Origin of the sequence: Streptomyces sp. CB00455 (assembly GCF_001905445.1) — a bacterium.
Classification (GTDB): Bacteria; Actinomycetota; Actinomycetes; order Streptomycetales; family Streptomycetaceae; genus Streptomyces.
Genome location: NZ_LIVQ01000001.1, coordinates 687574 through 713919 on the forward strand (window position 1 = coordinate 687574; position 26346 = coordinate 713919).

Here is a 26346-nt window from a genome sequence, read left to right on the forward strand (position 1 = left end):
ATCCAACTTGTTCTATTGGCAACTTATCCGTTGATGTCCGGATACAGAGCAGGCGTCCCCGCGGCCCTGATAGCTCTTCCGCCATGAACACGATCACCCGTCGGCAGGCTTTGGGTACCACTGCCGGTGCACTCACCGTCCTCGGTCTCACCGCCGCCGCCACCACCACAAGCGCGAGCGCCTCCCCCACCCCCGCCACCCCACCCTCCGGTGCGGACCGGGTCGAGGAGGTCTACCAGGGCCGCCGCATCCAGATCACCCCGGGCTCGGGCGGCGGCCACCACGGCGGCCACCACTCCCCCGGGCTGCCGACCGTCCGCATAGACGGGCAAGAACTGCACGTGATGCGCAACGCCGACGGCAGCTGGATCAGCGTCGTCAACCACTACGAGACGTTTTCGGACCCCGCCTCGCTGGCCCGCGCCGCCGTGCGCGAGCTCCAGGGCGCCACCCTCGCGCCCTTCGCCCCGATGGGAGGCGCGGCATGACCGTCCGCAAGAACCAGGCCACGCTGACCGCCGAGGAGAAGCGCGCCTTCACCGCGGCCCTGCTGGAGCTCAAGCGCAACGGCACCTACGACCGCTTCGTGACCACCCACAACGGTTTCATCATGAGCGACACCGACTCCGGTGACCGGGTCGGCCACCGCTCCCCCTCCTTCCTGCCCTGGCACCGGCGCTTCCTGCTGGAGTTCGAGGCGGCGCTGCAGAAAGTGGACGCGAAGGTCACGCTCCCGTACTGGGACTGGACGGCCGACCGCACCTCCCGCTCCTCCCTCTGGGCCGCCGACTTCCTCGGCGGCACCGGCCGCGCCCGCGACGGACAGGTGATGGACGGGCCGTTCGCGTACGCCACGGGCAAGTGGGACATCACCGTGCGGGTGGACGGGCGCGCGTACCTGCGCCGGGCACTCGGGGCGGGCGTCGCCGAGCTGCCGACCAAGGCGGAGGTGGAGGCCGTACTCGCCATGCCCGTCTACGACACGGCTCCCTGGAACAGCTCCTCCAGCGGCTTCCGCAACAACCTGGAGGGCTGGCGCGGCGCCAACCTGCACAACCGGGTGCACGTCTGGGTCGGCGGCCAGATGGGCACCGGGGTCTCGCCCAACGACCCGGTGTTCTGGATGCACCACGCCTTCGTGGACAAGCTGTGGGCCGACTGGCAGGCCCGCCACCCGCAGTCCACCTACCTGCCCGCCGCCGGCACGCCGAACGTGGTGGACCTGGCCGACACCATGCGGCCGTGGAACGACGTGACCCCGGCGGACATGCTGGAGCACCGCAAGTTCTACACCTTCGACACCGAGCCGTCCGCGGCGAGCCAGCGGTAGTGCAGTTCGGGGCGGCCGACCTGGCCGTACCGGGGGGTGCGGTCCGCGCGGCCGGTGTCCACCAGGTGCTCCAGGTAACGGCGGGCGGTGATCCGGGAGATCCCGGCCGCCTCGGCCGCCCCCGCCGCCGTCAGCCCCGCGGCGGCCGCCCGCAACAGCGCGGCGACCCGGTCCAGGGTGGGCGCGCTCAGCCCCTTGGGGAGCTGCGCCGGGCGGGGCGCCCGCAGGGCGGCCATGGCGCGGTCCACGTCGTCCTGGCCGGCCGCCTCCCCCGCCGTGGCACGGAACTCGGCGTAGCGCAGGAGCCGTTCGCGCAGCGTCGGGAAGGCGAAGGGTTTGAGCACGTACTGGACCACGCCCAGTGAGACGCTCTCGCGGACCACGCCCAGGTCCCGCGCCGAGGTCACCACGATCACGTCGACGGGGTGGCCGGCGGCGCGCAGCCCGCGCGCGAAGCGCAGGCCCTGCCCGTCGGGCAGGGTGAGGTCGAGCAGGAGCAGGTCGGCCCCGGTCCGTTCCAGGGCCCGGGTGGCCTCGGCGATCGAGTGCACCGTGCCGACCGCGGTGAAACCGGGGACCCGGCCGACGTAGAGGGCGTGCGCGTCGGCGGCGACGGGATCGTCCTCGACGATCAGGACCCGCACCTCGGACGCGCTCACGGCCGCCGCTCCGCCGCGGTGGGCGTCCGCTCGGCCCCGGCCGGCGTCCGCTGCGCCCCCAGGGGCAGCCGTACGGTGAACTCGGCTCCCCCGCCGGGCGGCCGGAGCGCCTGCGCGCTGCCGCCGTGGCGGTGCGCCACCTGCCGTACGAGGGCCAGCCCCAGGCCGCGGCCCTCGCCCTTGCCGGACCAGCCGCGCCGGAACACGTCCACGCCCTCGGGCAGGCCCGGGCCGTCGTCTGCCACGCGCAGGAGCAGCTCGTCCGCACCGGCGCGCACGGTGACCGAGATGCGGCCGCCGGGGATGCCGGTGAGCGCGTCCATGGCGTTGTCCACGAGATTGCCGACCACGGTGACCAGGTCCCGGGCCGGCGGGGTCCCGGGACCGGCGTCGACGGCCGTGCTGTCGGGGGTCACGACCAGCTCCACCCCCCGCTCGTGCGCCTGGGCGGCCTTGCCCAGCAGCAGCGCCACCAGCACCGGCTCCCCCACGGCGGTGACCACCTCGTCCGTGAGGGCCTGGGCGAGTTCCAGTTCGGCGGTGGCGAACTCCACCGCCTCCTGCGCGCGGCCGAGCTCGATGAGGGAGACCACCGTGTGCAGCCGGTTCGCCGCCTCGTGGGCCTGCGACCGGAGGGCCTGGGTGAAACCGCGCTCGTGATCCAACTCCCCGGTCAGATCCTGTAGTTCGGTGTGGTCGCGCAGGGTGACCACGGTGCCGCGGCGGCCGCCGCCCGCGACGGGCGAGCTGTTGACGACGAGGACGCGGTCACGGGTGAGGTGCACCTCGTCCACCCGCGACCGGTCGGCGAGAAGGGCCCCGGTGAGCGGCGCGGGCAGCCCCAGCTCCGCGACGCCCGTGCCCGTCGCCGCCTCCCGCAGGCCGAGCAGTTCGCGCCCGGCGTCGTTGATCAGGATGATCCTGCGCTGCCCGTCGAGCAGCAGCAGCCCTTCGCGCACGCCGTGCAGGGCCGCCTGGTGGTAGTCGTACATCCGGCTGAGCTCGGCCGCGTTCATGCCGTGGGTGTGGCGGCGCAGCCGGGCGTTGACGATGTAGGTGCCCGCGCCGCCGAGGGCGAGGGCGGCCGCCGCGACCCAGGCGAGCGCGGAAAGCTGTGCGGCGAGCCGGTCGCTGACGGCGCGGACGGTGATCCCGGCGCTGACCATGCCGATGACCCGGCTGCCGTCGGTCAGCGGGGTGACGGCGCGGATGGAGGGACCGAGGGTGCCGGTGTAGGTCTCGCTGAAGGTCTCGCCGCGCAGGGCGGGGGCCGTGTTGCCCAGGAAGGGCTCCCCGATCCGGCGCGGGTCGGGGTGGGTCCAGCGCCGGCCGGCCGGATCCATGATCGTCACGAAGTCCACGCCCGAGTCGGCGCGGACCCGCTCGGCGTAGGGCTGGAGCGCGACGGAGGGATCGGCGCCGAGCGCCGCGCCGCGTACCGCCTCCTGGACCGACGGGGAGTCGGCGACCGCGCGGGCCACGGCCCCGGCCTGGCGGCGGGCGGCGTCCTCGGCCTGGCCGCGCGCGGTGGCGTAGGCGAAGACGGCGCAGCCGGCGACGACCACGGTGACCAGCAGCACCTGCATGGCGAAGAGCTGGCCCGCGAGGCTGCGCGGCGGCCGGGGAAAGCGGAACATGCCGCTCAGTCTGCACCCGGCCGTGAACTCAATGAACGCAAGGGTGACCGGGGTCACAGGCTCGGGTGATGGTCCTCCCGGGACGTATCCACCACAGGAGGCATCGTGGCCGCCAGGCGCGACAGAACGCACTATCTCTACATCGCGGTGATCGCCGCGGTGCTGCTCGGCATCGCCGTCGGCTTCGCCGCACCCGGCGTGGCCGTCGAGCTGAAGCCGCTGGGCACCGGTTTCGTCAATCTCATCAAGATGATGATCTCGCCCGTGATCTTCTGCACGATCGTGCTGGGCATCGGCTCGGTCCGCAAGGCCGCCAAGGTGGGGGCGGTGGGCGGTCTCGCCCTCGGCTACTTCATGGTGATGTCCACGGTGGCCCTCGCCATCGGCCTGCTGGTCGGCAACCTGCTGGAGCCGGGCAGCGGCCTGCACCTGACCGAGGCGGCGCGCAGCGCCGGCGAGGCGCAGGCCAAGGCGGGCGGGGCGCAGAGCACCCCGGAGTTCCTCCTGGGGATCATCCCGACCACGCTGGTGTCCGCCCTCACCGGCGGCGAGGTGCTCCAGACCCTGCTGGTCGCCCTGCTCGTCGGATTCGCGCTCCAGGCCATGGGACCGGCGGGCGAACCCCTGCTGCGCAGGATCGGGCACGTGCAGAAGCTGGTCTTCCGGGTGCTCGCGATGATCATGTGGGCGGCGCCGGTGGGTGCCTTCGGCGCGATCGCGGCGGTGGTCGGGGCGACCGGCATGGACGCGCTGAAGTCCCTGGCCGTCATCATGATCGGGTTCTACACGACCTGTCTGATCTTCGTCTTCCTGGTGCTGGGCACGCTGCTGCGGGTGTGTACGGGGGTCAACGTGTTCTCCCTGCTGCGCTACCTGGGGCGGGAGTTCCTGCTGATCCTGTCGACCTCCTCCTCGGAGTCGGCGCTGCCGCGGCTCATCGCGAAGATGGAGCACCTGGGGGTGTCACGGCCGGTCACCGGGATCACGGTGCCGACCGGGTACTCCTTCAACCTGGACGGCACCGCGATCTACCTGACGATGTCCTCGCTGTTCATCGCGGAGGCGATGGGCAAGCCGCTCGCCCTGGGTGAGCAGATCTCGCTGCTGCTGTTCATGGTCATCGCCTCCAAGGGCGCGGCCGGGGTGACCGGCGCGGGCCTCGCCACGCTGGCGGGCGGGCTCCAGTCGCACCGGCCGGAACTCGTGGACGGCGTCGGCCTGATCGTGGGCATCGACCGGTTCATGAGCGAGGCGCGGGCGCTGACGAACTTCGCGGGCAACGCGATCGCGACGGTGCTCATCGGGACGTGGACGAAGGAGTTCGACCACGGGCGGGCCGCCGAGGTGCTGGCCGGGCGGCTGCCCTTCGACGAAACCACGCTGGTCGACGACGTGCACGGCGAGCCGGAGGGCGCCGTACCGCCGCAGCCGGCGGGTGACAAGGACGGCGTGCCGGTCTGACGGTCGCGCCCCCGCGGGGGGGGGGGGCACCGGGCAGGGCTCGCCCCCACGGTGCCCAGCCCGGCCGGCCCCCACACCTCCGACAAGGGGCTGTTTTCAGCCACCGCCCGGACAATGCGCCTGCTGTAAAAGGTACTTCCATATCGGGGCACGCGTCTGACATCTTGCGTCCACCACTCGTTTCGTACGGCCCGCCAGGTGTCTTCCGCACCCGCCGGGTCATCGGAGGACGCATTGATACCCCACATATCCGGCCGACCTCGACGCACCCTCGTGCTGGCCGCCACGCTCGGCGCCGCACTCGCTTTCGGGGCTCCCGCCGCGCTCGCCGGCACCGCCCCCGTGTCCCCCTCCGGCACCGCCTCGGCCCCGGCGGCCGCGGCGCCCAAGGCGGCGGCCCCGACTTCCCAGAGTGCGACCTGGGTTGCCGGCATCCGCTCCTACCTCGTCATCACGGCCCCCGGTGACAGCTCGGCGGTACGCTCGGCCGTCACCGCCAACGGCGGCACGGTCTTCGCGAACTACGACGCGATCGGCGTGATCGTCGCCCACTCGTCCTCCGCCGGCTTCGCCGCCGCCATGCGGGGCGTCAGCGGGGTCCAGCAGGTCGGCGCCACCCGCACCTCGGACGTGCCCGCGGACGCCTACAACCCGGCGCTGCCCGCCAATCCGGCGCAGTCCACCACCCCCGCGGGCGAACCGGTCCGCGCCGACATGGCGCAGATCAAGGCCGACCAGGCCTGGGCGGTCAGCATCGGCTCCGCATCGGTCAAGGTCGGCATCCTGGACACCGGTGTGGACGACCAGCACCAGGACCTGGCCCCGAACTTCAACGCCGCGGACTCGGCGTCCTGCGCGTACGGCAAGGCGGACACCCGCGCCGGCTCCTGGCGGGACGTCGGCTCCCACGGCACGCACGTCGCCGGTACGGTCGCGGCCGCCAAGAACGGCAAGGGCGTCATCGGAGTGGCCCCGGGCGTGAAGATCTCCTCGGTGCGCATCGCCGAGCCCGGCTCCTCGCTCTTCTTCGCCGAGAACACCGTCTGCGGTTTCGTCTGGGCCGGTGACCACGGGTTCAAGGTCACCAACAACAGCTACTACACGGACCCGTGGCAGTTCAACTGCCCGGACAACGCCGACCAGGCCGCGATCATCGAGGGCGTCAAGCGCGCCCAGGAGTACGCGGAGGGCAAGGGCTCGCTCCAGGTCGCGGCCGCGGGCAATTCCAACATGGACCTGGCCAACAAGAAGACCGACACCGAGAGCCCCAACGACTCGACCCCGGTCACCCGCACCATCACCAACGCCTGCCTGGACATCCCGACCGAGCTTCCGGGCGTGGTCACCGTCTCGGCGATGGGCACCACCGCGAAGGCGTCCTACTCCAACTACGGCCTCAACGTCGTCGACGTCACGGCCCCGGGCGGCGACGCCACCGGCATCTACAGCACCCAGCCGGGCGGCAAGTACGGCACCATGAGCGGCACCTCGATGGCCTCCCCGCACGTGACCGGTGTGGCCGCGCTGCTCGCGAGCACCAACCCGGGCATCACCCCGGCGCAGCTGCGCGACAAGCTGGCCACCCAGGCGGGCGACGTCGCCTGCCCGTCGGACAGCCGCTGCACCGGCACCACCGCGAAGAACGGCTTCTTCGGCGAGGGCCAGGTCGACGCGCTCAAGGCCGTCGGCGCCACCCCGCCGCCCGGCAAGTACTTCGAGAACGCCGGTGACGTCGCCATCGGCGACAACACCACGGTCGAGAGCCCGATCACCGTCAGCGGGATCACCGGCAACGCCCCGGCCACCCTCAAGGTGGGCGTGAACATCGTGCACACCTACATCGGTGACCTGAAGGTCGACCTCGTCGCGCCCGACGGCAGCGTCTACACGGTGCACAACCGGGCCGGCGGCGGCACCGACAACATCAGCCAGGTCTACACCGTCAACGCCTCCTCGGAGGCCGCGAACGGCACCTGGAAGCTCCGGGTGAACGACAACGCCGGCGGCGACACCGGCAGGATCGACTCCTGGAACCTCACCTTCTAGGACGTCCGTCACCACCGCCGGGGCCACCGGGCAGCGGTTCGACCGCTCCCGGTGGCCCTGTGGCGTCAGCGGGTCCGCAGCACGCAGTCCCCGCAGAACCCGCCGCCGGGCACCCTGTAGTAGAGGCAGCAGCTGCGCCGTACGAAGGCCACCCCGAGGCCCGGTTCGTGGACGAAGGCACCGGCGCCCGCCAGTGGACCGTCCCCGGTGAGCAGGGCGGCCGCCGACCGCACCGCCGCCTCCCCCTCCACCCGGTCGGTGAGCACCCGCAGCGCCCCGACGAGTGCGGAGGCGGCGTTGCCCCGCAGCACCTTCGGCGAGATGCCGAAGCCCTCCCGCAGCCCCGCGCCCAGCACCGCGAGGTTCCCGAGGACGGTCGTGCCCAAGGACTCGGCGGGCAGTGCCACGGGGCCGGGCAGCCACAGCTCCAGCGAACCCCCGGCGGGCAGCCGCCACCGCACGTGGCCGGGATCCAGGTCCGGCACCCGCCCCGCGAGGGCCACGCACCCCAGCCCGACCGACCACAGCCGCGCGGCGATCCCGAACTGCGCCGTCGATGCGGCCACCCGGTCCGGCCCGGTGCCGGTCCGCCGGCCGACCTCGGCCACGTACGAACGCAGTCGCTCCCCGTAGAGCTCCCCCAGCGGCCGGAAACCGGGGCCGGGGGGCTCCTTGCCGTACGGCACGGCGAAGAAGGGGCCCACCGCGGCCAGAGTGCGCAGTACCTCGTCCATCCCCGGATGATCTCAGCCGGGGGCGGGGGCAACGTCTCCGGGCGGCCCGGCAGGAGTCACCCCGGCCGTACGACGGCCGCTGGGGGCCCGGCCTCCCGCCGGACCGCCGCGGCCCGGCGCACCGCCGGGCCCATCCCGTAGGAGGCGGCCAGCAGGACCGCGCCGAGCAGCAGCCAGCCCGGGATGCCCCAGCCGAGCAGCAGCCAGGTCAGCACCAGCGGGCCGGCGGTCCTCGCCAGCGGGACCCCCGTACCGAAGAACCCCTGGTACTGGCCGATCCGGTCCGCGGGGGCCAGCGCGAAGCCGATCTGCCAGGAGCCGGCGGACTGCCGCATCTCGGCGTCCACCTGGAGCGCCGCTGCCACCACCAGCAGGGCCGCGGCCGCCCGGCCGGAACCCGGCAGCGCGGAGGCGGCGAACACCGCACAGGAAGCGGCCATGACCAGCCCGGACATCCGCACCGCCCGCCGCGCCGCGTCCAGGCCGCTCACCGGACGGGCCGTGCGCACCTGCAGCAGCATCACGGCGACGGTGTTCAGCACGAACAGTGCCGACACGAGCCAGCCCGGCGCGTGCGTGCGCTCCACGATCCACAGCGGGACGGCGAGGCTCAGCAGCGGCATGCGCAGCAGCAGGACCGCGTTCAGCAGGGTGACCAGCGCGTACGGACGGTCGCGGAGCACGGCCAGCCGGGGCTCCCCGGCCGCCCGGCCCGCCACCGGGGCCACCGGCGGCAGGCCCAGCAGGACGGCGGCGCAGACCAGGAAGCCCACCCCGTCCAGGACGAACACCGCGAGGTAGGCGCGCGCAGTGTCCGCGCCCAGGGCGAGGCCGCCGAGCGCAGCGCCCAGCGCCAGCCCGCCGTTGAGCATGGACTGGAGGTGGGCCAGCACCCCCGTGCGCTGCTGCGGCGGGACCAGCCCCGCGAGCAGCGCCTGACGCGCGGCCGCAAGCCGCACTGGGCGGTGGCGTACACGGTGACGGCGAACAGGAAGGCCCAGAAGGACCGGATGAAGAGGAAGGCGAAGACCGAGGCGGCGGTGGCCACCGCCAGGGCCGCCGAGGTGCCTCGGGGCCCCCGCCGGTCGGCGAGCGCCCCGAGGGGCACCCCGGCGACGGAGCCGACGGCCCAGGCGAGCGTCAGCCCGAGGCCGATCTGCGCGGGCGAGAGACCGACCACGCGGGTGAAGTAGAGCGCCGAACAGACGTAGTAGGCGCCGTCTCCGACGGAGTTGCTCAGCTGGGCTGCGGCCAGGCGGCGCGGCGCCCCGGGCGGGGGCAGGATCCGTATCGTCACCGGCTCATTGGACCAGCCGGACGGCGCGCTCCACTGGGCCATTCGGCGCCCCTTTCGGCGTACCACTGCGTCCTTCGCTCGCAGTCCGGCGGGGAACGCCGGCAGCCATGCCCGCCGACGCCCGACCCTCACCGTATCCGCGCAGGTCAGGGGCGGTTTTACGGAAGCCGGCGGCGGCCGGCGCGACCGTCCGGCACACCCTCGTCGTACGGGGCGCGGGAGCCTGCGCGGACCTGGATCACGGGCGCTGCGCAGCGGGGACCCGAGGCGTCGGAAAAGAGTCTTGCGCCATTGCCGGATCGGGGGTTCATGAGAGGACTTCCAGGAGCTACATTGAGCCACTCGCGTTCACGTGACAGCCCGTTGCCTTTCACCCGTGTTTTGCACGGGGGGCGACGTCAGGGACGCAGACTGTGCAACCACCCCACCGCCCAGAAGGACCGAAGGCTCCGTGCCCGTACCCGTACACCTCGCGGGCCGCACCGTGCGGCTCGAGCCCCTCGCCCCCCGCCACACCGAGGCCCTGGCCGTGGCCGGGGCCGAGGATCGTACGACTTACGCCTTCACTCCCGTGCCCCACGGCGTGCAGGCGTCCCACGAGTACATCGACCGTGCCCTCGCCGATCAGGCGGCGGGTCGATCACTCCCGTTCGCGGTGGTCAGAGCCACCGACGGGCGGGTCGTCGGTTCGACCCGGTTCCTGGAACTCGACTACTGGCAGGGGCCCCTGGTGTGGCCCGCCGTGCCCGGTGTCCCGTTCGGCGATCCGGCGACGGCGGTCCCCGATGCCGCCGAGATCGGCAACACCTGGCTGTCCCCGGGCGCCCAGGGCACCGGCATCAACACCGAGGCGAAGCTGCTCATGCTCCGCCATGCCTTCGAGACGTGGGGCGTGCGGCGCATCTCGCTGCGCGCGGACGCCCGCAACGCTCGCTCGCGGGCCGCGATGGAACGTCTCGGCTTCACCTGCGAGGGGGTCCGCCGGGCCCACTCGCGGGGGCTCGACGGCGCGGTCCGCAGTACGGCCTTCTATTCGGTCCTCGACGAGGAGTGGCCGGCCGTGCGGTCGGTCATCGAGACGAGGCTGTCGGCCGGTGCGCCGCGCAAGCGGCGCCGCAAGACGCTCGTCCCGGCGTAAGCGGTCCGGCTCGCCCGCGCCCTCGCCGCCCGCCCCTCCCCGGTGTCAGCCGAGGAGGGCGGGGGCGAGGGCCGACGTCATCAGCCGGGCGGGGGCGCCACTGCCGTCGGCCGCGGTCGCGTACAGGTCGGATCCGAAGTCCCCCGGCAGGGAGTAGACGACCGTCCGGTCGTCGGTCCACACCACCTGGTCGTCCACGCTGCGCTCCTCCGCCAGCGGGGTCTCCCGCATCGTGGGAAGGTCCAGGGCGTACAGGCGCCACGGCGCGTCGGCCGGCAGGCCGGGGACGCGCTTCTTGAACACCAGCCGGGTGCCGTCGGGCGACAGCGACGGGCACTCCAAGTTCTCGCGCAACACGGTGACCGTGCGCTCCGCGAGGTCGCCGCGTACGAGGTGGGTCCGGCCTTGCGTCGCGAGGGTCGCGTAGAAGGTCTTCTCATCGGCGGCGAAGGTGACCCCCCAGAAGTTCACGTCGGCGTTGCGGTAGGTCCGCCCGTCCTTGCGGATCGTGAAGTCCTCCAGCGAGGCGTCGAGCTTGCCCGTGCGCAGGTCGAGCAGCGAGGTGCGCGTGGAGAAGTCCGTCCCGGCGTACGAGTCCCCTCCCACGAAGACCGTCCACGCGGCCAGGTGTCCGCCGGGCGAGACCCGCGCCCGGGTGGGGATGCCGGCGAGCGGATGGCTGGAGACCTCCCTGAGGCGGGAGTCGAGGACCACGGCCCGGTAGCCGTCCTGGACGCCGCTCTTGTCGGTGCGCAGGCAGATCCCGGTGCCGGCTGCCGCGTGGAAGCGCAGGCAGGCGACGCCGGAGGCGGTACGCGCCCCCTCGGGCGAGGCGGCCGGGACGGTGGCGAGTTCGTCGCGGTGCGGGCCCCACGCCATGTTCCGGAAGACGATCCGCGGGCCGCCTTCGCCCGGAGCCAGGGAGACCGCGCCCGCGGTGACCTGCGGCCCGCCGGCCTGGGCCCGGTCCTTCGCCTCGGCCCGGGAGGAGGCCCGCAGGAAGGCGAGCGCGCCCACGGCGGCGAGCAGGACGAGTGCGGCGGCCAGGATCAGGATCCGGCGCTGGAGGGTCATGGGGGGCGGGCCTTTCTCTCGTGCGGCGGCGGTGCCGGACGGCGGGGGCAGCCGGACCGGCGGCGGTGTCAGGTGGCGGCGGGGCGGCCGACCGGCGGCGGTGGTGTCACGTGGCGGCGGGGCGCAGTCGGGCGCAGACCGCCACGGCCGCGGCCAGCAGGACCGCGGCGGCGCCGAGTGCCGGGCGGGCGCCCCAGAGGGTCCAGGCGGCGCCGAAGCCGAGGGCGGCGGCGAAGCGGGCGAGGGCCTGGCCGGTCTGGACGAGGGCGAGCCCGGCCCCCCGGTGTTCTTCGGGCACGGCTCCGGCCGCGGCGGCCATCAGCACGCCGTCGGTGGCGGCGTAGAACCCGCCGTGCAGCAGGAGCACCGCGTACGGCAGGGCGGGGTGGTGGCCGCCGGCCAGGAGCAGTCCGTAGGCGAGCAGCAGGGCGAGGTGGCCGCCCAGGAAGACGCGGCCGCGGCCGATGCGGTCCGCGAGCCGCCCGAGGGGCAGGGCCAGGAGGAAGAAGGCGGCGGCGGTGCCGAGCGGCAGCAGGGCGAACCAGCGGTCTGCGATCCGGGTGGCGTGCTGGAGCAGCAGGAAGACGAAGCCGTCGCTGACCGTGCACAGGCCGAGGAGCAGGGCGCACAGACCGGTCCGGCGCAGGTCGCGGCGGCGCAGCAGGCCGAGGGAGGCGCGCAGCGAGACCCGCTCCTCCCCCGGGTCCGGGCGGCCTCGCACACCGGGGCGGTCCGCGCGTTCGGCTCCGCCGGTGGTGCCGGGTCCCCCGGTGGCACCGGGCCGGCGGCCGGGGACGAAGAGGACGAGGACGAGCACTCCGAGGGCGGCCACGCACGCGCTGACGGTGAAGACGGCGTCGTAACCGTCGGCGGCGCCGCGCAGGATGAGGAAGGCGAGGACCGGGCCGATCAGCGCACCGGCGGTGTCCATCGCCCGGTGCACCCCGAAGGCGCGGCCGCGGTCCTTGGGGGCGGCGGCGAGGGAGATGAGCGCGTCCCGGGGGGCGGTGCGCAGGCCCTTGCCGGTGCGGTCGAGGGCGAGGACGGCGCCGATGGCGGGAAGGGTGTGCGCGAGCAGGAGCAGCGGCTTGCACAGGGCGGAGAGGGCGTAGCCCAGGCCGGCGAGGGTCTTGTGGCGGCCGAAGCGGTCGCCGAGGTGGCCGCCGGTGAGGCGGACCAGCGCGCCGACGCCGTTGTAGACGCCGTCGAGGAGGCCGAATCCGAGCGGGGAGAGCCCGAGTCCGGCGACGAGGTAGAGCGGGAGCACGGCCGCGACCATCTCGGAGGAGATGTCGGTGATGAGGCTGACCGTGCCGAGGGCGAGCACCGTGGGCGCGAGCGCGGCGCGCCGCCCGGGCGGGGTGCCCGGGACGGCGGCCGGCTGCTCGGGGGGCACGGCGGGCGCGGGGGTACCGCGGCTGTCCGCAACGTACATGGTCAGGAAGCCCAGATCCCCGTGATGTCCTTGGCGGTCGCCGCGTTCCCGGCGTGGGTGGTCAGACCGGCCAGGCCCTCCAGGGTGCGCAGCATGTCGTAGTGGTTGTAGGTGGTGCTCGCCGTGCTGCCGGCCGTCACGGGCTGGCCGTAGAGCACGGTGGGGATCTTGTTGCCGGCGAGCCGGTTGTCCTCGTCGAAGGTGACGACGAGGACGCTGTTGTGGGTCTTGGCCCAGTCCGCGTAGGCCTTGAGGTTGTTCTTGAGCCAGGTGTCGCCGGTGCCGACGGAGCAGTCGTGCATGTCGCTGCAGAGGTTCGGCACGACGAAGGACACCTTGGGCAGGGTGGTGAAGTCCGTCGGGAACTGGGTCATGGTCTTCGCGGTGCTGGTGGGCACGTTGGAGAAGGCGAACCAGGGGTTGTGCTTGCGGGCGTAGTTCCCGCTGCTGCACGTGGTGGAGCCCTGGGCGGGGAGGGTCTCGTTGTAGCTGGCCCAGCTCTTGCCCGCGGCGATCAGCTCGGAGGCGAGGTTGGGCGCCGAGCTGAAGCCGGGGGTGTAGCAGCTGTCGCCGGTGACGCCCTGGTGGGAGCCGGAGAAGAGCTGGAGGTAGTTCGGCTGGCTGGGGTGGGTGATGCCGTAGGAGTTGGTGAGGTTGGCGCCCCCGGTCTTCAGGGAGTTGATGTAGGGGGCGCTGGAGCTGCCGATGACCTGGTTGTAGGCGTGGTTCTCGAAGACCACGACGACCACGTGGTCGGGGGCAGGCAGCGCTGCCGCGTGTGCGGGCTGGGCGGCAACGGTGCCCGCCCACAGGGCCGCCGCGGCGACGGTGAGACCGAAAGCGGTGGCGAGGGCGGTCCCACGACGGGACATTGGCAAGGGCATGCCAAACACGGATACCTCCGGGCGGGTGGGGGTTCTGGGGGCGGCGCGCAGGCACCATACCCAGGGGCATGTGCATGGGCCAGGGATGGCGGGCGAACAGAACGGGAACTCCGCGGGCCTTTCCGGAGCAGGGCAACGGCCTTCCCTAGAGCACCCCAAGAGAAGGGAAAATCGGGAACCCTGGCATGCTTTCGTTCATCCTTCGAACAGAAGGATCAAGCCGCCAGACCAGACCACCCGCCCCCTCGGGGCAGCACCAGCCGGAGAGCCACCGCACATGTCGTACGCACCCGACGGGCAGCAGTACCCGCCGTACCGGCCGGAAGGGCAGCAGCCGCAGCAGCCCCACGGCGACCAGTACGGCGGGCAGCCGTACGGAGGACAGCAGCCGTACGACCCCCGGGGCGGGCAGCAGCCGCCCCAGGGGCAGGGGCCGTACGGTCAGGGACAGTACGGTCAGGAGCAGTACGGCCGGCCCCGGCAGGAGCAGGAACGGTACGGCTGGCAGGAGCCCTACGGGCAGGAACCGCGGGAGCCGTACCGACAGGAGCCGCAGGACCCCTACGGGCAGGAGCCGGGCGAGCCCGATCCCCGGCGCCGCTCCCGGGTCCGCCGGTGGGTGATCGCGGGCGTCAGCGTCCTCGCGCTCGCCGGTATCGCGGCGGGTGCGATGTACCACTTCGAGATACCCCCCTTCACCGACAAGGGCGCCGCCGTGTCCTTCGGCCAGCCGTCCGCCGGCGGTGACGGCAAGAAGAAGGACGCTCCCGTACAGCCGGCGAACTCCAAGATGCTGATGCCCACCGGGCCGGCCTCCGACTTCAAGAACTCGATGACCCTGCCCGACGGCACCCACGTCGCGGTCACCACGCTGGACGGCAAGAAGTCCGGCTTCAAGGGCAAGGTGTGGGTCTGGGCGCCCAAGGAGTACAACGACCCGAAGTTCGCCAAGAGCGGCTTCCCGGTCATGATCGCCCTGCCGGGTGGCGCGGGCTACCCCAGCAACTACTGGATGGGCACCGACCTCGGCCTCCAGACGAGCATCGCCAAGTGGTACGCGCAGGGCAAGAGCAAGCCCTTCATCCTGGCCATGCCGGTGCTGAACCCCGGGCCGGACGACAAGGGCGTCTACTGGGACGGCTCCGACATCCCCGACCAGCCCAAGATGGGCACGTGGCTGACCGAGGACGTCCCGGACCTGATGAAGGCGAACTTCCGCACCGTCAAGTCACGTGACGGCTGGGCCTTCATGGGCTCCTCCACCGGCGGGTTCGCGGGCCTCAAGGCCGTCCTGAAGCACCCGGACAAGTTCAAGGCCGTCATCGCCTCGGGCCCGGACATCGTCCCGGACTCCTCCCTGTGGAAGGGCCACGACAAGGAGAAGGCCGAGAACAACCCGGAGATCCTGGCGAAGCAGCTCATCGACCGCAAGGGCCCGGACGTGTACCTCGCCTTCCAGGTCGGCGACAGCGAGAACAACAAGAAGACCCTGCCGGACGTGCAGAAGTTCATCGCGACCTTCGGCAACAAGGGGCCGGTCCACACCGAGCTGAGGATCATCAAGGGCGGCCAGCACAACGCCAAGACCTACGTCCCGAACATGGGCGAGGGACCGGTCCAGTACATCAGCAAGGTCATGGAAGGACCCGTCGAGTAGCCTGCGGCTCCCGCGGCCGCACCTACTGCGGTGACTGCGGTCGCGACCGCCCGGCCTCCGGCCCGCCGAACACCTTCGGCGGGCCGGAGCCGTCGCAGGGCTCCCAGCCCGGGTCCCCGTCGACCGCGAAACGGACCCAGGCCCCGTGCATCTCCTCGGCGAGCGACTGCGGAGCGTCCGGCCCGGCCAGCCAGGACGCCTCCGGCACCCCCAGCGTGTCGAACACGAAGCCCAGTTCCAGGGCGTGGCACGCACCGAGCCCCGGCACCCCCGAGGACCAGGCGAACTCGTACAGGAAACTCGGCGCCGCCCGCCGGGCCCCGGCGAGCCGCCGCAGCGGATCGCGCAGCAGCAGGTCGGTGAGCAGCTGCCCCGCCAGCTCGGCCGGTCCGTCCTGCGGCCGGGCCGCGCGCAGCGCCCGTACGGCGGCCCGGTCCTTGCCGCCGCGCAGGCGCGCCAGCTCCACGGCGAGCGGACCGAGCCGGTCCAGCACCCGCATCGCGCCCGTGGGCGCGAGCCAGAGCCGGTACTCCTCGGTGGTCCACCCCAGCAGCAGGGGCACGCCGGTGGCGGCCGCCGCGGCGGCCGGGTCTTCGGGGAGCGTGTCCGGATCGGCGACCAGGCCGAAGGCGGGGCCACCGGCGAGGGGGCTCGACCTGCGCAGGGCGGCGGCCTGCGCGGCGAGCAGGACGGGCAGGGCGGTGGCCGCGAAGGCTCCGGCGGTGGCGTCGGTCTTCAGCAGCGAGGCCATCCGCCGGACCACCGCCCGGACCCGGTCGCGGGGCAGTACCTCGGGGGGGCCCGCTCTGCAGGGCCGCCCGGGCGAACAGCCCGTCGGCCTTCGGGGCGGCGAGCAGGGCGCCGGTGCTGACGGCTCCGGCGGACTCGCCGAAGACGGTGACGCGGGCCGGGTCGCCGCCGAAGGCGTCGATGTTGTCCCGGACCCACTCCAGCGCGGCGATCTGGTCCAGCAGGCCCCGGTTGGCGGGCGCGTCGGGGAAGAGCCCGTAGCCGAGGACACCGAGACGGTAGTTGAGGGAGACGAGCACGACCCCGTCGCGGGCGAAGGCGGAGCCGTCGTAGACGGGTACGGCCGAGGAGCCGCGGGTGAGCGCCCCGCCGTGGATCCACACCATGACGGGCAGCCGGGCCCCGGGCGCGGGTTGCGGCGTCCACACGTTGACGGTCAGGCAGTCGTCCCCCGGGATCTGCGGATCGGGCAGCAGGGCGGCGAACTTCGGCGGGTAGGGCACCTTGGGCGCGGTGGGCCCGTAGGCGCCGGCGTCGCGCACGCCGTCCCAGGGCCGCGGGGGCGCGGGCGCGGCGAAGCGGAGGGCGCCGACGGGCGGGGCGGCGTAGGGGATCCCGCGGAAGACGGCGACGCCGCCCGGCCCCGTACGGCCCTCGACGACGCCGTGCGCCGTGCGGGCCCGGGGCCGGAGGCGTCCGTCGCCGCCCCGGCCCGTGCCCCTGCCGGTGCTGTCGTCGCCGCCGGCTGCGTCCATCGTGTCCTCCTGCTCCCCGCTGCCGCATCGGCCCGGCGCCTTCGCGGACCCGCGCCGTGCGCGCACGGTCGCACAGCCGTCCCACGGGTGACAAGCCGTGTCCGTGTCCGGGTGCGGCGTGGTTGGACCGGCATGCGAACCCTGCGTATCCACCACGCCCTGCGGGGCGTCGTCCTGGCCGGGCCGGTTCCCTGCGTGCTGCTGGTGGCGGCGCTGGCCCCTGCCCGGGCCGCCGCCGGGCCGGACTTCCAGTACGTGGGCCAGGACGACCGCGTCCACGGCCTGGCCGCGCCGAAGGGCTGCGCCGAGGCCCCGGGCGGCGGTGCCCGCGCCGTCACCAACGGGACCCGGGGCACGGCGACCCTCTACCGGGACCCGGGGTGCAAGGGCCCGGTGGTCGGGGTCCTGTCGCCGGGCGCCGTCACCCAGGTGCGGCCGTACTTCGCCTCCGTCCGCTTTCCCGTCACCGGGTAGGCCCAGGGGCCGTGACCCCTCGGCCTGCGCGGCGTTGTATGCCATGTCAAATGCCGCAGGCTCTCCTGCGGCGCCCCACATCTCACGAGGAGATCTTGATGTCGCGTATCGCGAAGGCATTCGCCATCACCGCTGTCGCCGGTAGCGTCATGGCCACCGGTGCGGGTATGGCCGTCGCCGATGCCGGAGCGCAGGGTGCGGCGGTCGGCTCCCCCGGTGTCCTGTCGGGCAACCTGGTCCAGGTTCCGGTGCACGTCCCGGTCAACGTCTGCGGCAACACCGTCAACGTGATCGCTCTGCTGAACCCGTCGTTCGGCAACACCTGCATCAACCAGTCGGGCGACGTCGAGCACCACACCGAGGGTGGCTACGGCCACTGATCGCCGCTGATCGCCTGATCCGGCTGATCACCTGCTCCGAGCGAAGGGCCCCCGCCGTACGGCGGGGGCCCTTCCCCTGTGCGCCGCCCGTGGCGGTGCCACTCGTAGCGCTACCACCCGTGGCGGCGTCACTCGTAGCGGTACAGGCCCCGGTGACCCAGCATGTCGCGCGGAGTGACGTCCCACGGGGGCATCGGCTCGTCGAGCGCGATCACCCGGCCGTGCTGGAGGTCGCCGAGCGGGGGCTGCGTGGCCGGCAGGTAGCCGGAGCGGGGGTGCTTCTGCTGCCAGCGGTCCCAGATCAGGTCCACGAAGGCGTGGTGCAGCCAGAAAGCGGGATCGTTGGGCGCGGTGCCGCCCGTCATGTGGCCGCCGATCCACTGGTGCACCTTGTTGTGGTTGCGCCAGCGCTCGCTCTTGGGGGCGGCCCAGCCCTCCAGCTTGTTGCGGAACCCCCCGGCGGTGGCCGTGGAGTCCCAGGGCGGGACGTCGTAGGTCGGATCGTCCAGGGCCCACTGGAGTTCGGCGGGCGTGGGCAGGGCGATCGGGTTCTGCGGGCGGCCGAGGTTGCGGGTGAGGAAGCGGGACTCGGTGATGCCCACCGTCACGGTCCAGTTGCCCTTGGCGTAGGCGAAGGGACCGGTCATCACCTGCCGGTCCTCGGCGCGGCCGGTGCCGCCGAGGAAGTCGTCGGCCCACAGGGAGGAGACCGGACTGTTGTCGGTGGTCCAGTCCCAGTACGGGACGCAGACGCCCGGGTCGACGGCCTGCAGGTGCCGCTCGAACTCCAGCAGGTAGCGCCGGTGCCACGGGAAGAAGGACGGCGACATGTGCCCGACGCGGAGCCTGCGTTCGCGATCGGGCACGAAGTACTTGTCGTGGGTGCGCACGAGGGAGTCGTAGATCCCGTTGCGCTTGAGCTCCAGCACGGCCGCCGTGAACCGCTTCTTCTGGGCGCTGGTCAGGTTCTTCTGGTTCTGCCGGGTGTACAAGGCGGGGCTCCTCCCGTCAGACGTGGTGCGGGGCGGCCGCCGCCGGCGCCAGCTGGGCGCCGGCCAGCTCGTCGACGGCCGCGCGGGCCAGCTCCAGCGGCGTCCCGAAGGACTGGAAGTGGTTGATCCCGCTGAGGTAACTGCCGTCGGCCCGGCGCATCACGTGCAGCGGGCGGCCGTCGATGCGGATCCCGGCGTGGTCGACGGCGATGTGCCGGCCCCGGTACGTCTCCTCGGCGAGCGGGGCGGGCGTCAGGGTCTGGCGGGGGCGCCGGGCCCGCAGTACGGGGGCCAGCGCCGCGGCCGTGCCGGCGAGCACGGCCGCGCTGAAGGCCGTACGGAGGAACGCGCGGCGGGTCGGAAGTGCGATGGCAGGGGCTGCGGACATTCGGTCTCCCTCGCTCGGTGGCCGGCGCCTACGGGGGCTTAACGCGGCGCGGCGGGCGAGGTCACCCCCGGCGGTGCTTGTAGAAGAGGGTGGTGGGGCGCAGGCGGCCCTGCGGGTCGGCGGCACGACCCCGGCGCGGGCCGCGGGCGGTACCGCGGCCGCGGACCGGCGGGCCATCCGGGGCGGCGGGGCCCCCAGGTGCGACGGGGCCCCCAGGTGCGGCGGGAGCCCCGCCCCGCCGACGGCCGGGGCGGGCCGGGGCAGGGCGGGGCGGAGTGCCGGGCCGATCACGGCGCCTTCGGCAGCCGCCCGCTCGGGTCCGTACCGGTCCGTACCCCCTTACGGCGCCGGGAGTTCCGCGAAGTCGGCGACGAGGCCGCGGTGGTGGCCCGCCGTGCCCAGGGCGAGGGAGTCGGCCTTGGCCCGCTTGAGGTAGAGGTGGGCCGGGTGTTCCCAGGTCATGCCGATGCCGCCGTGCAGCTGGACGCACTCCTCGGCGGCCCGTACGGCCACGCCCGAGCAGTAGGCCTGGGCGACGGCGACCGTGAGGGGCGCGTCGCAGGCCCCGGTCGCCAGCGCGTCGGCCGCGGCCCTGGCCGCCGCCCGGGCGGATGCCACGTCGAGCCACAGCCGCGCCAGGCGGTGCTTGATCGCCTGGAAGGAGCCGACGGGCCGGTTGAACTGGTGGCGGACCCGGACGTATCCGACGGTCTCCGTCAGGCACCACTCGGCGATGCCGAGTTGCTCGGAGGCGAGCAGCCCGGCCCCGGAGAGCAGGGCCCCGGCGACGGCCGCCCGGGCCGTGGCCGGGTCGGCGAGCCGGGTGCCGGCGGCCGCGTCGAGAGTGACGGTCGCCGTCGGGCGGGTCAGGTCCAGGCAGACCCGGGGGGTGATGCGGGCCGAGGCGGCCGGTACGGCGTACAGCCCGGTGTCGGCGAGCACCAGCAGGACGTCCGCGGCCACGGCGTCCGCGACGGAGGTGACCGTCCCGCTCAGGATGCCGCCGCCGGCGTCCCGTACCGCGGCGGGCAGCGGGGCGCCCGGGGCCAGTGTCAGCGGTACGGCCGGTACGCACACCCGCTCCCCCGCGGCCAGCTCCCCCAGCAGCGGGGCGACGTCGGCGGTGTCGCAGCCGAGCAGGATCTCCGTGGCGAGCACGGAACTCGTCAGGTAAGGGACGGGGGCGACGGCGCGGCCCAGTTCCTCCAGGACCACGGCCGCCTCGCGGTGGCTCGCGCCCTGCCCGCCGAGCTTCTCGGGCACGAGGAGCCCGGCGGCGCCGATCCCCGCGGCCAGTGGTCGCCACAGGGCGGGGTCGTGGGGCTGGTCGGTCTCGATCCGGGCGAGGACCGACGCGGGGGCGCAGCGGTCGGCGAGCAGCGACCGCACCGCGGAGCGGAGTTCGTCCTCCGTTTCGGAGTAGAGCAGGTCGAAGGGGGCGTTCGGGGCGGTCCGGCCGCCGGGCGTCGTCATCGGGCCAGGTCCTTCCAGGCGAGGTCCTTGTCGTCGCGCGGCTCGGGGGGCAGGCCGAGGACGCGTTCGGCGACGATGTTGAGGAGGATTTCGCTGGTGCCGCCCTCGATGCTGTTGCCCTTGGCGCGCAGGTAGCGGTAGCCGGCGTCGCGGCCGGTGAAGTCCACCAGTTCGGGGCGGCTCATGGTCCAGTCCTCGTACGACAGGCCGTCCTCGGCGAGGAGTTCGACCTCCAGTCCGCTGATCTCCTGGTTGAGGCGGGCGAAGGTGAGCTTCATCCCGGACCCCTCGGGGCCGGGCTGGCCGACGGCGAGCTGCTGGCGCAGCCGCTCACCGGTGAGGCGGGCGACCTCGGCCTCGACCCACAGGTCCAGCAGTCGCTGGTGGAGGGCGTGGGTGCGCAGTTCGGGGCGCTCGCGCCAGGCGGCGGCGACCGGCGCGATCATGCCGCCCTCGCGCGGGATGCGCATCCCTCCGATGGAGACGCGTTCGTTCATCAGGGTGGTGCGGGCGACCGCCCAGCCCTCGCCGACGGCGCCGAGGCGGTGGGCGTCGGGGATGCGGACGCCGGTGAGGAAGACCTCGTTGAATTCGGCCTCGCCGGTGATCTGGCGCAGCGGGCGGACCTCGACGCCGGGGGCGTGCATGTCGCACAGGAAGTAGGTGACGCCCCGGTGCTTGGGCAGCGAGGGGTCGGTGCGGGCGATCAGGATGGCCCAGCGGGCGGTGTGGGCGCTGGAGGTCCACACCTTCTGCCCGTCGACGACCCACTCGCCGGCCTCTTCGTCGAGGACGGCGCGGGTGCCGAGCGCGGCGAGGTCGGAGCCGGCGCCCGGTTCGCTGAAGAGCTGGCACCAGACTTCCTCGCCGGCCCACAGGGGGCGCAGGAAGCGCCGCTTCTGCTCTTCGGTGCCGTAGGCGAGGATCGTCGGGGCGGCCATGCCGAGGCCGATGCCGATCCGGCGCGGGTCGTTGTCGGGGGCGCCGGCGGCTTCCAGTTCGGCGTCGACGACGGCCTGGAGGGAGCGGGGGGCGCCGAGGCCGCCGAGGCCGTGGGGGTAGTGGACCCAGGCGAGTCCGGCGTCGAAGCGGGCGCGCAGGAAGTCGGCGCGGGGCGTGCCGGCGGGCGGGTGCGAGGCGAGCAGGTCGCGGACGCGTGCGCGCAGGTCGTCTGCGGTGAGGGTGACGGGCGCCGGTGCGGCCCCGGGGTCGGCCTGCGGCTGTGTCGTCGGGTCCGTTGCCGGGTGTGTCTGCGGGCCCGCTGTCGGGTCGGTCATCGGGGTCCTCCGTCCAGGGCCGGTACGACGGCGATGCGGCCGGTGGTGGTTCCGTCGGCGAGCCGCTGCACGGCGTCGGCGGCCGCGCTCAGCGGGACGCGTTCGCTGACGAGCGGCTTGACGAGGCCCTCGGCGGCCAGTCGGGTGAGCTCGGTGTGGCAGGCGAGGACGGAGGCGGGCTCCTTGGCCGCGTACAGCCCCCAGTGCAGGCCGAGGATGGCGTAGTTCTTCACGAGTGCGTGGTTGAGCGCGGGGGCCGGGATGGTGCCGCTCGCGAAGCCGACGACGACGATGCGGCCCTCGAAGGCCACGCACTTGGCGGAGGCGGTGTAGGAGTCGCCGCCGACCGGGTCGTAGACGACGTCGGCGCCGCGCCCGCCGGTGAACTCCTTCACGTGGGAGACGAGGTCCTGCTCCGTGCGGTCGATCACCAGGTCGCAGCCGAGTGCCTCGGCGGTGCGCGCCTTGGCCTTGCCGCCGACGACGCCGATGACGGTGGCTCCGGCGGCCTTGCCGAGCTGGACGGCGGCGCTGCCGACTCCGCCGGCGGCGGCGTGCACGAGGAGGGTTTCGCCGCTCTGGAGGCGGGCCCGGCGGTGCAGGCCGAACCAGCCGGTCTGGTAGCCGATGTGCAGGGCCGCCGCCTCGGCGTCGTCGAGCGTGTCCGGGGCGGGGAGCAGGGCGTGCGCGGCGGCGGTGACGTACTCGGCGAACCCGCCGTGGGGCAGGCTCGGGGTGGCGATGACGCGCCGGCCGTCCTCGGTCTCGCCGCAGATCTCCACCCCGGGGGTGAAGGGCAGCGGCGGGCGGATCTGGTACTGCCCGCGGACGAGCAGCGCGTCGGGGAAGTTGACGTTCGCGGCGAGCACCCGGAGTTTCACCTCGCCCTCGCCGGGGACGGGTTCCGGAACCTCTTCGAGGCGCAGGGCCTCACGGGGTTCACCGGGGGTATGTACGCGCCATGCCTGCATCCGGGGCCTCCAGCCGCCGTCGAGGAACCACACTGCACGGGCATACTAAGCGGTCGCTCACCCTCCTGTGAACCCACCGGCCGATCACCACCCCGACCCCAGCCCGCAGGAGAGGGCGATGCGGCAGCCCGCGCTGCGGGTGGGGGCGCCGCGCGAGCTGGGCTGGGCGGCCACCTTCCTGGCCTCGCCCTACGCCCGCTTCGTGACCGGCCACACCCTGGTCGTGGACGGCGCGAACTGGCAGCGGCGGGCGCTGGTCAATGCGCCGGTGGTGCCGGTGCGGGAGCAACTGGGCCGCGGCCCCCTTCAGGCCGTGACCTGCCGGCGCGCGGGACCGTACGCCCTCCCGCTCAGCTCCCCGTGAAGCGGGGTGGGCGGCGGGCAGCTCCGGCGCCGTAGCCCTCGCGGCAGTCCTCCGAGGTGAGGGTGAGCGCGGCGGTCATCGCGACGCGGTCCAGGGCCGCGGGCAGGGCGGCGTCGGCGTAGGCGTCGATCGCGCGCTTGATGCCCTGGACCGCCAGGGGGGCGTTCGCGGCGAGCTCCGCCACCACCTCCCGCGCGATGGCTTGCAGTTGCGTTGTGGGGAGGACCAGTTGGAGCAGGTTCAGCCGCAGGGCGGTCGCCGCGTCCACGCGGCGGCCGGTCAGGGCGAGGTACTTGGCCCACCCCGCGCCCGCTTCGCGGGCGATGCGGAGGTCGCCGCCGGCGTCCACGGCCACGCCCAGCCGCGCCTCCGGCAGGGCGAAGACGGCGTCCTCGGCCGCCAGCCGGATGTCGGCCATCAGCGCCAGTTCGAAGCCGAAGCCGAGGCAGTAGCCCTGGACGGCGGCGACCACCGGCTGGGGAAGCCGGGCGAAGACCGCGAACCGCTCGTGGGCCCAGCGGATGCCCTCGTAGTAGTTGCGGGTCCGCTCGGCGGCTGAGCCGACCGTGATCCCACCACCGGGGGCGGTCACGTCGATGCCCGCGCAGAAGGCCCGCCCCTCGGCGCGCAGCAGGACGGCCCGCACGCAGGGGTCGAAGCGGATCCGGTCCGCCAGCAGGCCCAGCTGGCGGGTGGACTCCCAGCTCCAGCCGTTGAGTTCGGCCGGACGGCACAGGGTGAGGACCGCGATGCCGTCGGCGACCTCCAGGCGGATCCGCTCCTCGCCCTCCGCGATCTCCGTGGAGACGGTGTCGATCACCCTGGCCCACCCCCGCCGGAATCCCCGCCGCCCCATCTGACGGTTCGTCAGCCTAGGGGGCCGGGGTCAGCGGGGGAAGACCTCGAACGGAACGGCCGGCCGGCCGCCGAAGCGGGCCGCCGCCTGCTGGACGTTGCCGGTGAGGAAGGTGCGGACGTACTCCTCGGGCTCCTGGTCCGTGAGCACCTCGATGTACGCCTTGTGCTCCAGCAGGGACCTGATCGAACGCTCCAGGCCCGGACCGGCGTCCGCCGCGTGCGTCGGCGTGCTGGAACCGGCCACGGCCACCCAGCGCACGCCGTTCCACGGTTCGAGGCCCTGCCCGGAGATGAGCTCGGGGAAGATCCACCGGTTCCCCGCGTCGCCGGCGGCGTCCAGCACGGCCCGGCCGACGGCCTTGTGGTCGGGGGTGTTCCAGAAGCCGCCGCCTTGATCACCGCCCCACGTGTCACGGTGGTTGAGGGTGATCACCAGCTCGGGGCGGTGGCGGCGGATGGCCGCCGCGATGTCCCGGCGCAGGCCGAGGCCGTACTCGACGACGCCGTCGCGGTGGTCGAGGAACTCCACCTGCGAGACGCCCACGACGGCCGCGCTCGCCCGCTGCTCCGCTTCCCGCAGTGGGGCGCACGCGGCGGGGGCGATGGTGTCGATGCCCGCCTCGCCGCGGGTGGCGAGGAGGTAGACGACCTCGCGGCCGCCGTCCGTCCAGTCCGCGATGGCCGCCGCGCAGCCGTATTCGAGGTCGTCCGGGTGGGCGACGACGGCGAGGGCGCGCTGCCAGTCGGTGGGCATGGGCTGCAACGGGCCGGGTCCATCTGCTGCTTCGCTCATGCACCGCACGATAGGCGAACGGACCGGCGCGGACGAGGAGCCGACTCGCCGGGGGCGCCTACCGGGGGCGGCCGCCCCCGCCCCGGTCAGACCTCGCCGGTCAGACCTCGCCGGTCACGCCTCGCCGTGCACGAGGGCCAGCAGGCGGTCCAGGACGCGGGGGCCGCCCGCGCGGACCCCGTCGTGCTCGAACTCGTCCGTCACCCAGGTCCGCAGCCCCCGGACGGCGCGGGCGGTGGCAAGGGAGTGGCCGGTGTCGACGTACATGTCGTCGTGATAGACGGCGGCGGCCACCGGAACCTCGTTGGCGGCGAGCCGGCCGGTGTCGTACAGCGGCTCCCAGCCGGTACGGGCGGCCAGCAGCTCGGCGGTCTCGCGCAGCGGAGCGAGCGCGGGGTCGACGGCGAAGTGCCAGGGGTGGATCGTCTCGCCGGTGAAGAGGAGCGGGTCGTCGCCCGCCAGGGTCTTGGCGGCGTCGAAGCGGGGGTGCCGGGCGCGCACCCGCTCGGCCGCCCAGGCGGTGGGCACGGCCGGGTCCTGGGCGTAGATCGACTCGTGGACCAGGGCGTAGAGGGGGTGTCCGGCGAAGGAGAGCAGCGCGCGGACGCCCTCCAGGAAGGCGTCCGAAAGGGCCGGCCCGCCGGGCGTCGGGACGAAGGCGTCCTCCAGGAGGTAGTGCAGCTGGTGGCTGCCGTCACCCCCGCCGAGGAGCAGGCCGAGGGACTGGAACGCCTCGACGGTGAGGCGGTAGCCGCCGGGGAGTTCGGCGGGGCGCTGCGCCAGGTGGTCCGCGATCCGGCGGGCGCGGTCGACGTCCATGGGGTACCGGGCGTAGTGGGCCAGGTTCTTGCGCGCGATGCGGGGGTAGGCGGCCTCGTACACCTCGTCGGCGGTCGCGGTCAGCGAGGGGAGTCCCCCGGTGATCAGGGCAGCGGTGAGGCCCTCGGGAGCGGTGGAGAGGTAGTGGGTCGCGCAGAACCCGCCGAAGCTCTGGCCGAGTACGGTCCAGGGGGCGCCGCCGGTCAGCCCGGGGCGGATGGCCTCGGCGTCGCGCACGATGGAGTCGCTGCGGAAGTGGGCGAGGTGGGCTGCCTGCTGGGCGGGGGTCCCCCGCAGCGGCAGGGTCTGCCGGTTCAGCGGGGTGGAGCGGCCGGTGCCGCGCTGGTCGAGCAGGAGGACGCGGTAGTCGGCCAGGGCCCGCTCCAGCCAGGCCTGCCGGCCGGTGAACCGCCGTGCTCCGAAGCCTGGTCCGCCCTCCAGGTACAGCAGCCACGGCAGGGTCGCGGGGTCCTTGCCGCAGGCGACGACCTCGCGGGCGTAGAGCTCGATCTGTTCGCCGTTCGGGCGGTCGTGGTCCAGGGGGACGGTGAACCGGTGGTCGGTGAGGACCGTGCCGGGCTGGCGGTAGCTGTACTCGATGGTCACGAACGGCCCCTGGGATACGAGGTGCGAAGGACGGGCGCCCGCCCCCGGCCGGGTCGCGGCCGGGGGCGGGTGTGGCGGTCCGAGCGAGTCTAGT

At 73.8% G+C, this 26346-nt stretch carries 24 protein-coding genes and 1 pseudogene; 9 read left to right on the top strand and 16 right to left on the bottom strand.

The window, feature by feature from the left end:
* Nucleotides 1-83: 83 nt before the first annotated feature.
* Together melC1 and melC2 are read left to right on the top strand one after the other, a co-directional pair.
* Nucleotides 84-488: an apotyrosinase chaperone MelC1 gene (gene melC1, locus AMK16_RS03205; protein WP_073908278.1), complete on the top strand. Its 405-nt coding sequence runs from the start codon at nt 84-86 to the stop codon at nt 486-488.
* Nucleotides 485-1330 (top strand): tyrosinase MelC2, encoded by an 846-nt coding sequence (gene melC2, locus AMK16_RS03210; protein ID WP_073908281.1) that lies wholly within the window; start codon nt 485-487, stop codon nt 1328-1330. The genes melC1 and melC2 overlap by 4 nt, the downstream gene beginning before the upstream one ends.
* Here melC2 and AMK16_RS03215 read toward each other — a convergent pair.
* Both AMK16_RS03215 and AMK16_RS03220 read right to left on the bottom strand, forming a co-directional pair.
* Entirely contained in the window at nt 1288-1989 is a 702-nt protein-coding gene (locus AMK16_RS03215) for a response regulator (protein ID WP_073908284.1), read from the bottom strand. The two genes, melC2 and AMK16_RS03215, sit on opposite strands and share 43 nt — an antisense overlap.
* The gene (locus AMK16_RS03220) at nt 1986-3626 is read right to left on the bottom strand and encodes a sensor histidine kinase (protein ID WP_073908288.1); all 1641 of its coding nucleotides are present in this window, start codon (nt 3624-3626) and stop codon (nt 1986-1988) included. The genes AMK16_RS03215 and AMK16_RS03220 overlap by 4 nt, the downstream gene beginning before the upstream one ends.
* A 105-nt stretch (nt 3627-3731) precedes the next feature.
* Here AMK16_RS03220 and AMK16_RS03225 point away from each other — a divergent pair, with 105 nt between their 5' ends.
* Both AMK16_RS03225 and AMK16_RS03230 read left to right on the top strand, forming a co-directional pair.
* On the top strand, nt 3732-5087 hold the full coding sequence (locus AMK16_RS03225) for a cation:dicarboxylate symporter family transporter (RefSeq protein ID WP_199885333.1): 1356 nt from the start codon (nt 3732-3734) through the stop codon (nt 5085-5087).
* Nucleotides 5088-5360: 273 nt separating this feature from the next.
* Nucleotides 5361-7133 carry a S8 family serine peptidase gene (locus AMK16_RS03230; protein ID WP_073908294.1) on the top strand — a complete coding sequence of 591 codons (1773 nt, stop codon included), beginning with the start codon at nt 5361-5363 and terminating at the stop codon, nt 7131-7133.
* Between the two features lie 65 nt (nt 7134-7198).
* On the opposite strand, the gene AMK16_RS03235 is transcribed toward AMK16_RS03230, so the two are convergent.
* Complete coding sequence (locus tag AMK16_RS03235) at nt 7199-7867, bottom strand: (2Fe-2S)-binding protein (RefSeq protein WP_073908297.1); 669 nt, start codon at nt 7865-7867, stop codon at nt 7199-7201.
* 56 nt (nt 7868-7923) lie between these two features.
* Nucleotides 7924-8826: an MFS transporter gene (locus tag AMK16_RS03240; protein WP_338014406.1), complete on the bottom strand. Its 903-nt coding sequence runs from the start codon at nt 8824-8826 to the stop codon at nt 7924-7926.
* A 789-nt stretch (nt 8827-9615) separates the two neighbouring features.
* On the opposite strand from AMK16_RS03240, the gene AMK16_RS03245 reads away from it, so the two are divergent.
* Nucleotides 9616-10302, top strand: a complete 687-nt coding sequence (locus tag AMK16_RS03245; RefSeq protein WP_073908300.1) for a GNAT family N-acetyltransferase — start codon at nt 9616-9618, stop codon at nt 10300-10302.
* A 45-nt stretch (nt 10303-10347) separates the two neighbouring features.
* On the opposite strand, the gene AMK16_RS03250 is transcribed toward AMK16_RS03245, so the two are convergent.
* The 3 genes from AMK16_RS03250 to AMK16_RS03260 form a co-directional block, all read right to left on the bottom strand.
* Nucleotides 10348-11376: a TolB family protein gene (locus tag AMK16_RS03250; RefSeq protein ID WP_073908303.1), complete on the bottom strand. Its 1029-nt coding sequence runs from the start codon at nt 11374-11376 to the stop codon at nt 10348-10350.
* Nucleotides 11377-11482: 106 nt separating this feature from the next.
* Nucleotides 11483-12811, bottom strand: a complete 1329-nt coding sequence (locus AMK16_RS03255; RefSeq protein WP_073908306.1) for an MFS transporter — start codon at nt 12809-12811, stop codon at nt 11483-11485.
* A gap of 2 nt (nt 12812-12813) precedes the next feature.
* Nucleotides 12814-13683: an alkaline phosphatase family protein gene (locus AMK16_RS03260; RefSeq protein WP_073908309.1), complete on the bottom strand. Its 870-nt coding sequence runs from the start codon at nt 13681-13683 to the stop codon at nt 12814-12816.
* Between the two features lie 289 nt (nt 13684-13972).
* Here AMK16_RS03260 and AMK16_RS03265 point away from each other — a divergent pair, with 289 nt between their 5' ends.
* The gene (locus AMK16_RS03265; RefSeq protein ID WP_079191284.1) at nt 13973-15352 is read left to right on the top strand and encodes an alpha/beta hydrolase-fold protein; all 1380 of its coding nucleotides are present in this window, start codon (nt 13973-13975) and stop codon (nt 15350-15352) included.
* Nucleotides 15353-15374: 22 nt separating this feature from the next.
* Here the strand turns inward: AMK16_RS03265 and AMK16_RS03270 are convergent.
* Nucleotides 15375-16857, bottom strand: a pseudogene (locus AMK16_RS03270) (carboxylesterase/lipase family protein).
* A gap of 132 nt (nt 16858-16989) precedes the next feature.
* Between AMK16_RS03270 and AMK16_RS03275 the strand changes: the two are divergent.
* Nucleotides 16990-17331 carry a hypothetical protein gene (locus AMK16_RS03275; RefSeq protein ID WP_073908312.1) on the top strand — a complete coding sequence of 114 codons (342 nt, stop codon included), beginning with the start codon at nt 16990-16992 and terminating at the stop codon, nt 17329-17331.
* Nucleotides 17332-17429: 98 nt separating this feature from the next.
* On the top strand, nt 17430-17711 hold the full coding sequence (locus tag AMK16_RS03280) for a chaplin (protein WP_073908315.1): 282 nt from the start codon (nt 17430-17432) through the stop codon (nt 17709-17711).
* Between the two features lie 128 nt (nt 17712-17839).
* Here the strand turns inward: AMK16_RS03280 and AMK16_RS03285 are convergent, their stop codons facing one another.
* The 5 genes from AMK16_RS03285 to AMK16_RS03305 form a co-directional block, all read right to left on the bottom strand.
* A complete protein-coding gene (locus AMK16_RS03285) occupies nt 17840-18703 on the bottom strand; it encodes a tyrosinase family protein (RefSeq protein ID WP_073908318.1) in 864 nt (287 codons plus the stop codon).
* Between the two features lie 16 nt (nt 18704-18719).
* Nucleotides 18720-19091, bottom strand: a complete 372-nt coding sequence (locus tag AMK16_RS03290) for a tyrosinase family oxidase copper chaperone (RefSeq protein WP_073908321.1) — start codon at nt 19089-19091, stop codon at nt 18720-18722.
* Nucleotides 19092-19430: 339 nt separating this feature from the next.
* Nucleotides 19431-20564 carry an acyl-CoA dehydrogenase family protein gene (locus AMK16_RS03295; protein ID WP_073908323.1) on the bottom strand — a complete coding sequence of 378 codons (1134 nt, stop codon included), beginning with the start codon at nt 20562-20564 and terminating at the stop codon, nt 19431-19433.
* Nucleotides 20561-21841: an acyl-CoA dehydrogenase family protein gene (locus AMK16_RS03300; protein WP_079191285.1), complete on the bottom strand. Its 1281-nt coding sequence runs from the start codon at nt 21839-21841 to the stop codon at nt 20561-20563. Before AMK16_RS03300 ends, AMK16_RS03295 begins: the two co-directional genes overlap by 4 nt.
* On the bottom strand, nt 21838-22812 hold the full coding sequence (locus tag AMK16_RS03305) for an NADPH:quinone oxidoreductase family protein (protein ID WP_073910337.1): 975 nt from the start codon (nt 22810-22812) through the stop codon (nt 21838-21840). Before AMK16_RS03305 ends, AMK16_RS03300 begins: the two co-directional genes overlap by 4 nt.
* 118 nt (nt 22813-22930) lie before the next feature.
* Here AMK16_RS03305 and AMK16_RS03310 point away from each other — a divergent pair, with 118 nt between their 5' ends.
* Nucleotides 22931-23176 carry an SDR family oxidoreductase gene (locus AMK16_RS03310; RefSeq protein ID WP_443333528.1) on the top strand — a complete coding sequence of 82 codons (246 nt, stop codon included), beginning with the start codon at nt 22931-22933 and terminating at the stop codon, nt 23174-23176.
* Here the strand turns inward: AMK16_RS03310 and AMK16_RS03315 are convergent.
* The 3 genes from AMK16_RS03315 to AMK16_RS03325 all read right to left on the bottom strand — a co-directional run bounded on the left by AMK16_RS03315 (nt 23163) and on the right by AMK16_RS03325 (nt 26246).
* The gene (locus tag AMK16_RS03315; protein ID WP_079191286.1) at nt 23163-23996 is read right to left on the bottom strand and encodes an enoyl-CoA hydratase/isomerase family protein; all 834 of its coding nucleotides are present in this window, start codon (nt 23994-23996) and stop codon (nt 23163-23165) included. The genes AMK16_RS03310 and AMK16_RS03315 overlap by 14 nt on opposite strands.
* Before the next feature lie 66 nt (nt 23997-24062).
* Nucleotides 24063-24827, bottom strand: a complete 765-nt coding sequence (locus AMK16_RS03320; protein ID WP_073908325.1) for a PIG-L deacetylase family protein — start codon at nt 24825-24827, stop codon at nt 24063-24065.
* A 114-nt stretch (nt 24828-24941) separates the two neighbouring features.
* Entirely contained in the window at nt 24942-26246 is a 1305-nt protein-coding gene (locus tag AMK16_RS03325) for an alpha/beta fold hydrolase (protein WP_073910344.1), read from the bottom strand.
* Nucleotides 26247-26346 lie beyond the last annotated feature (100 nt).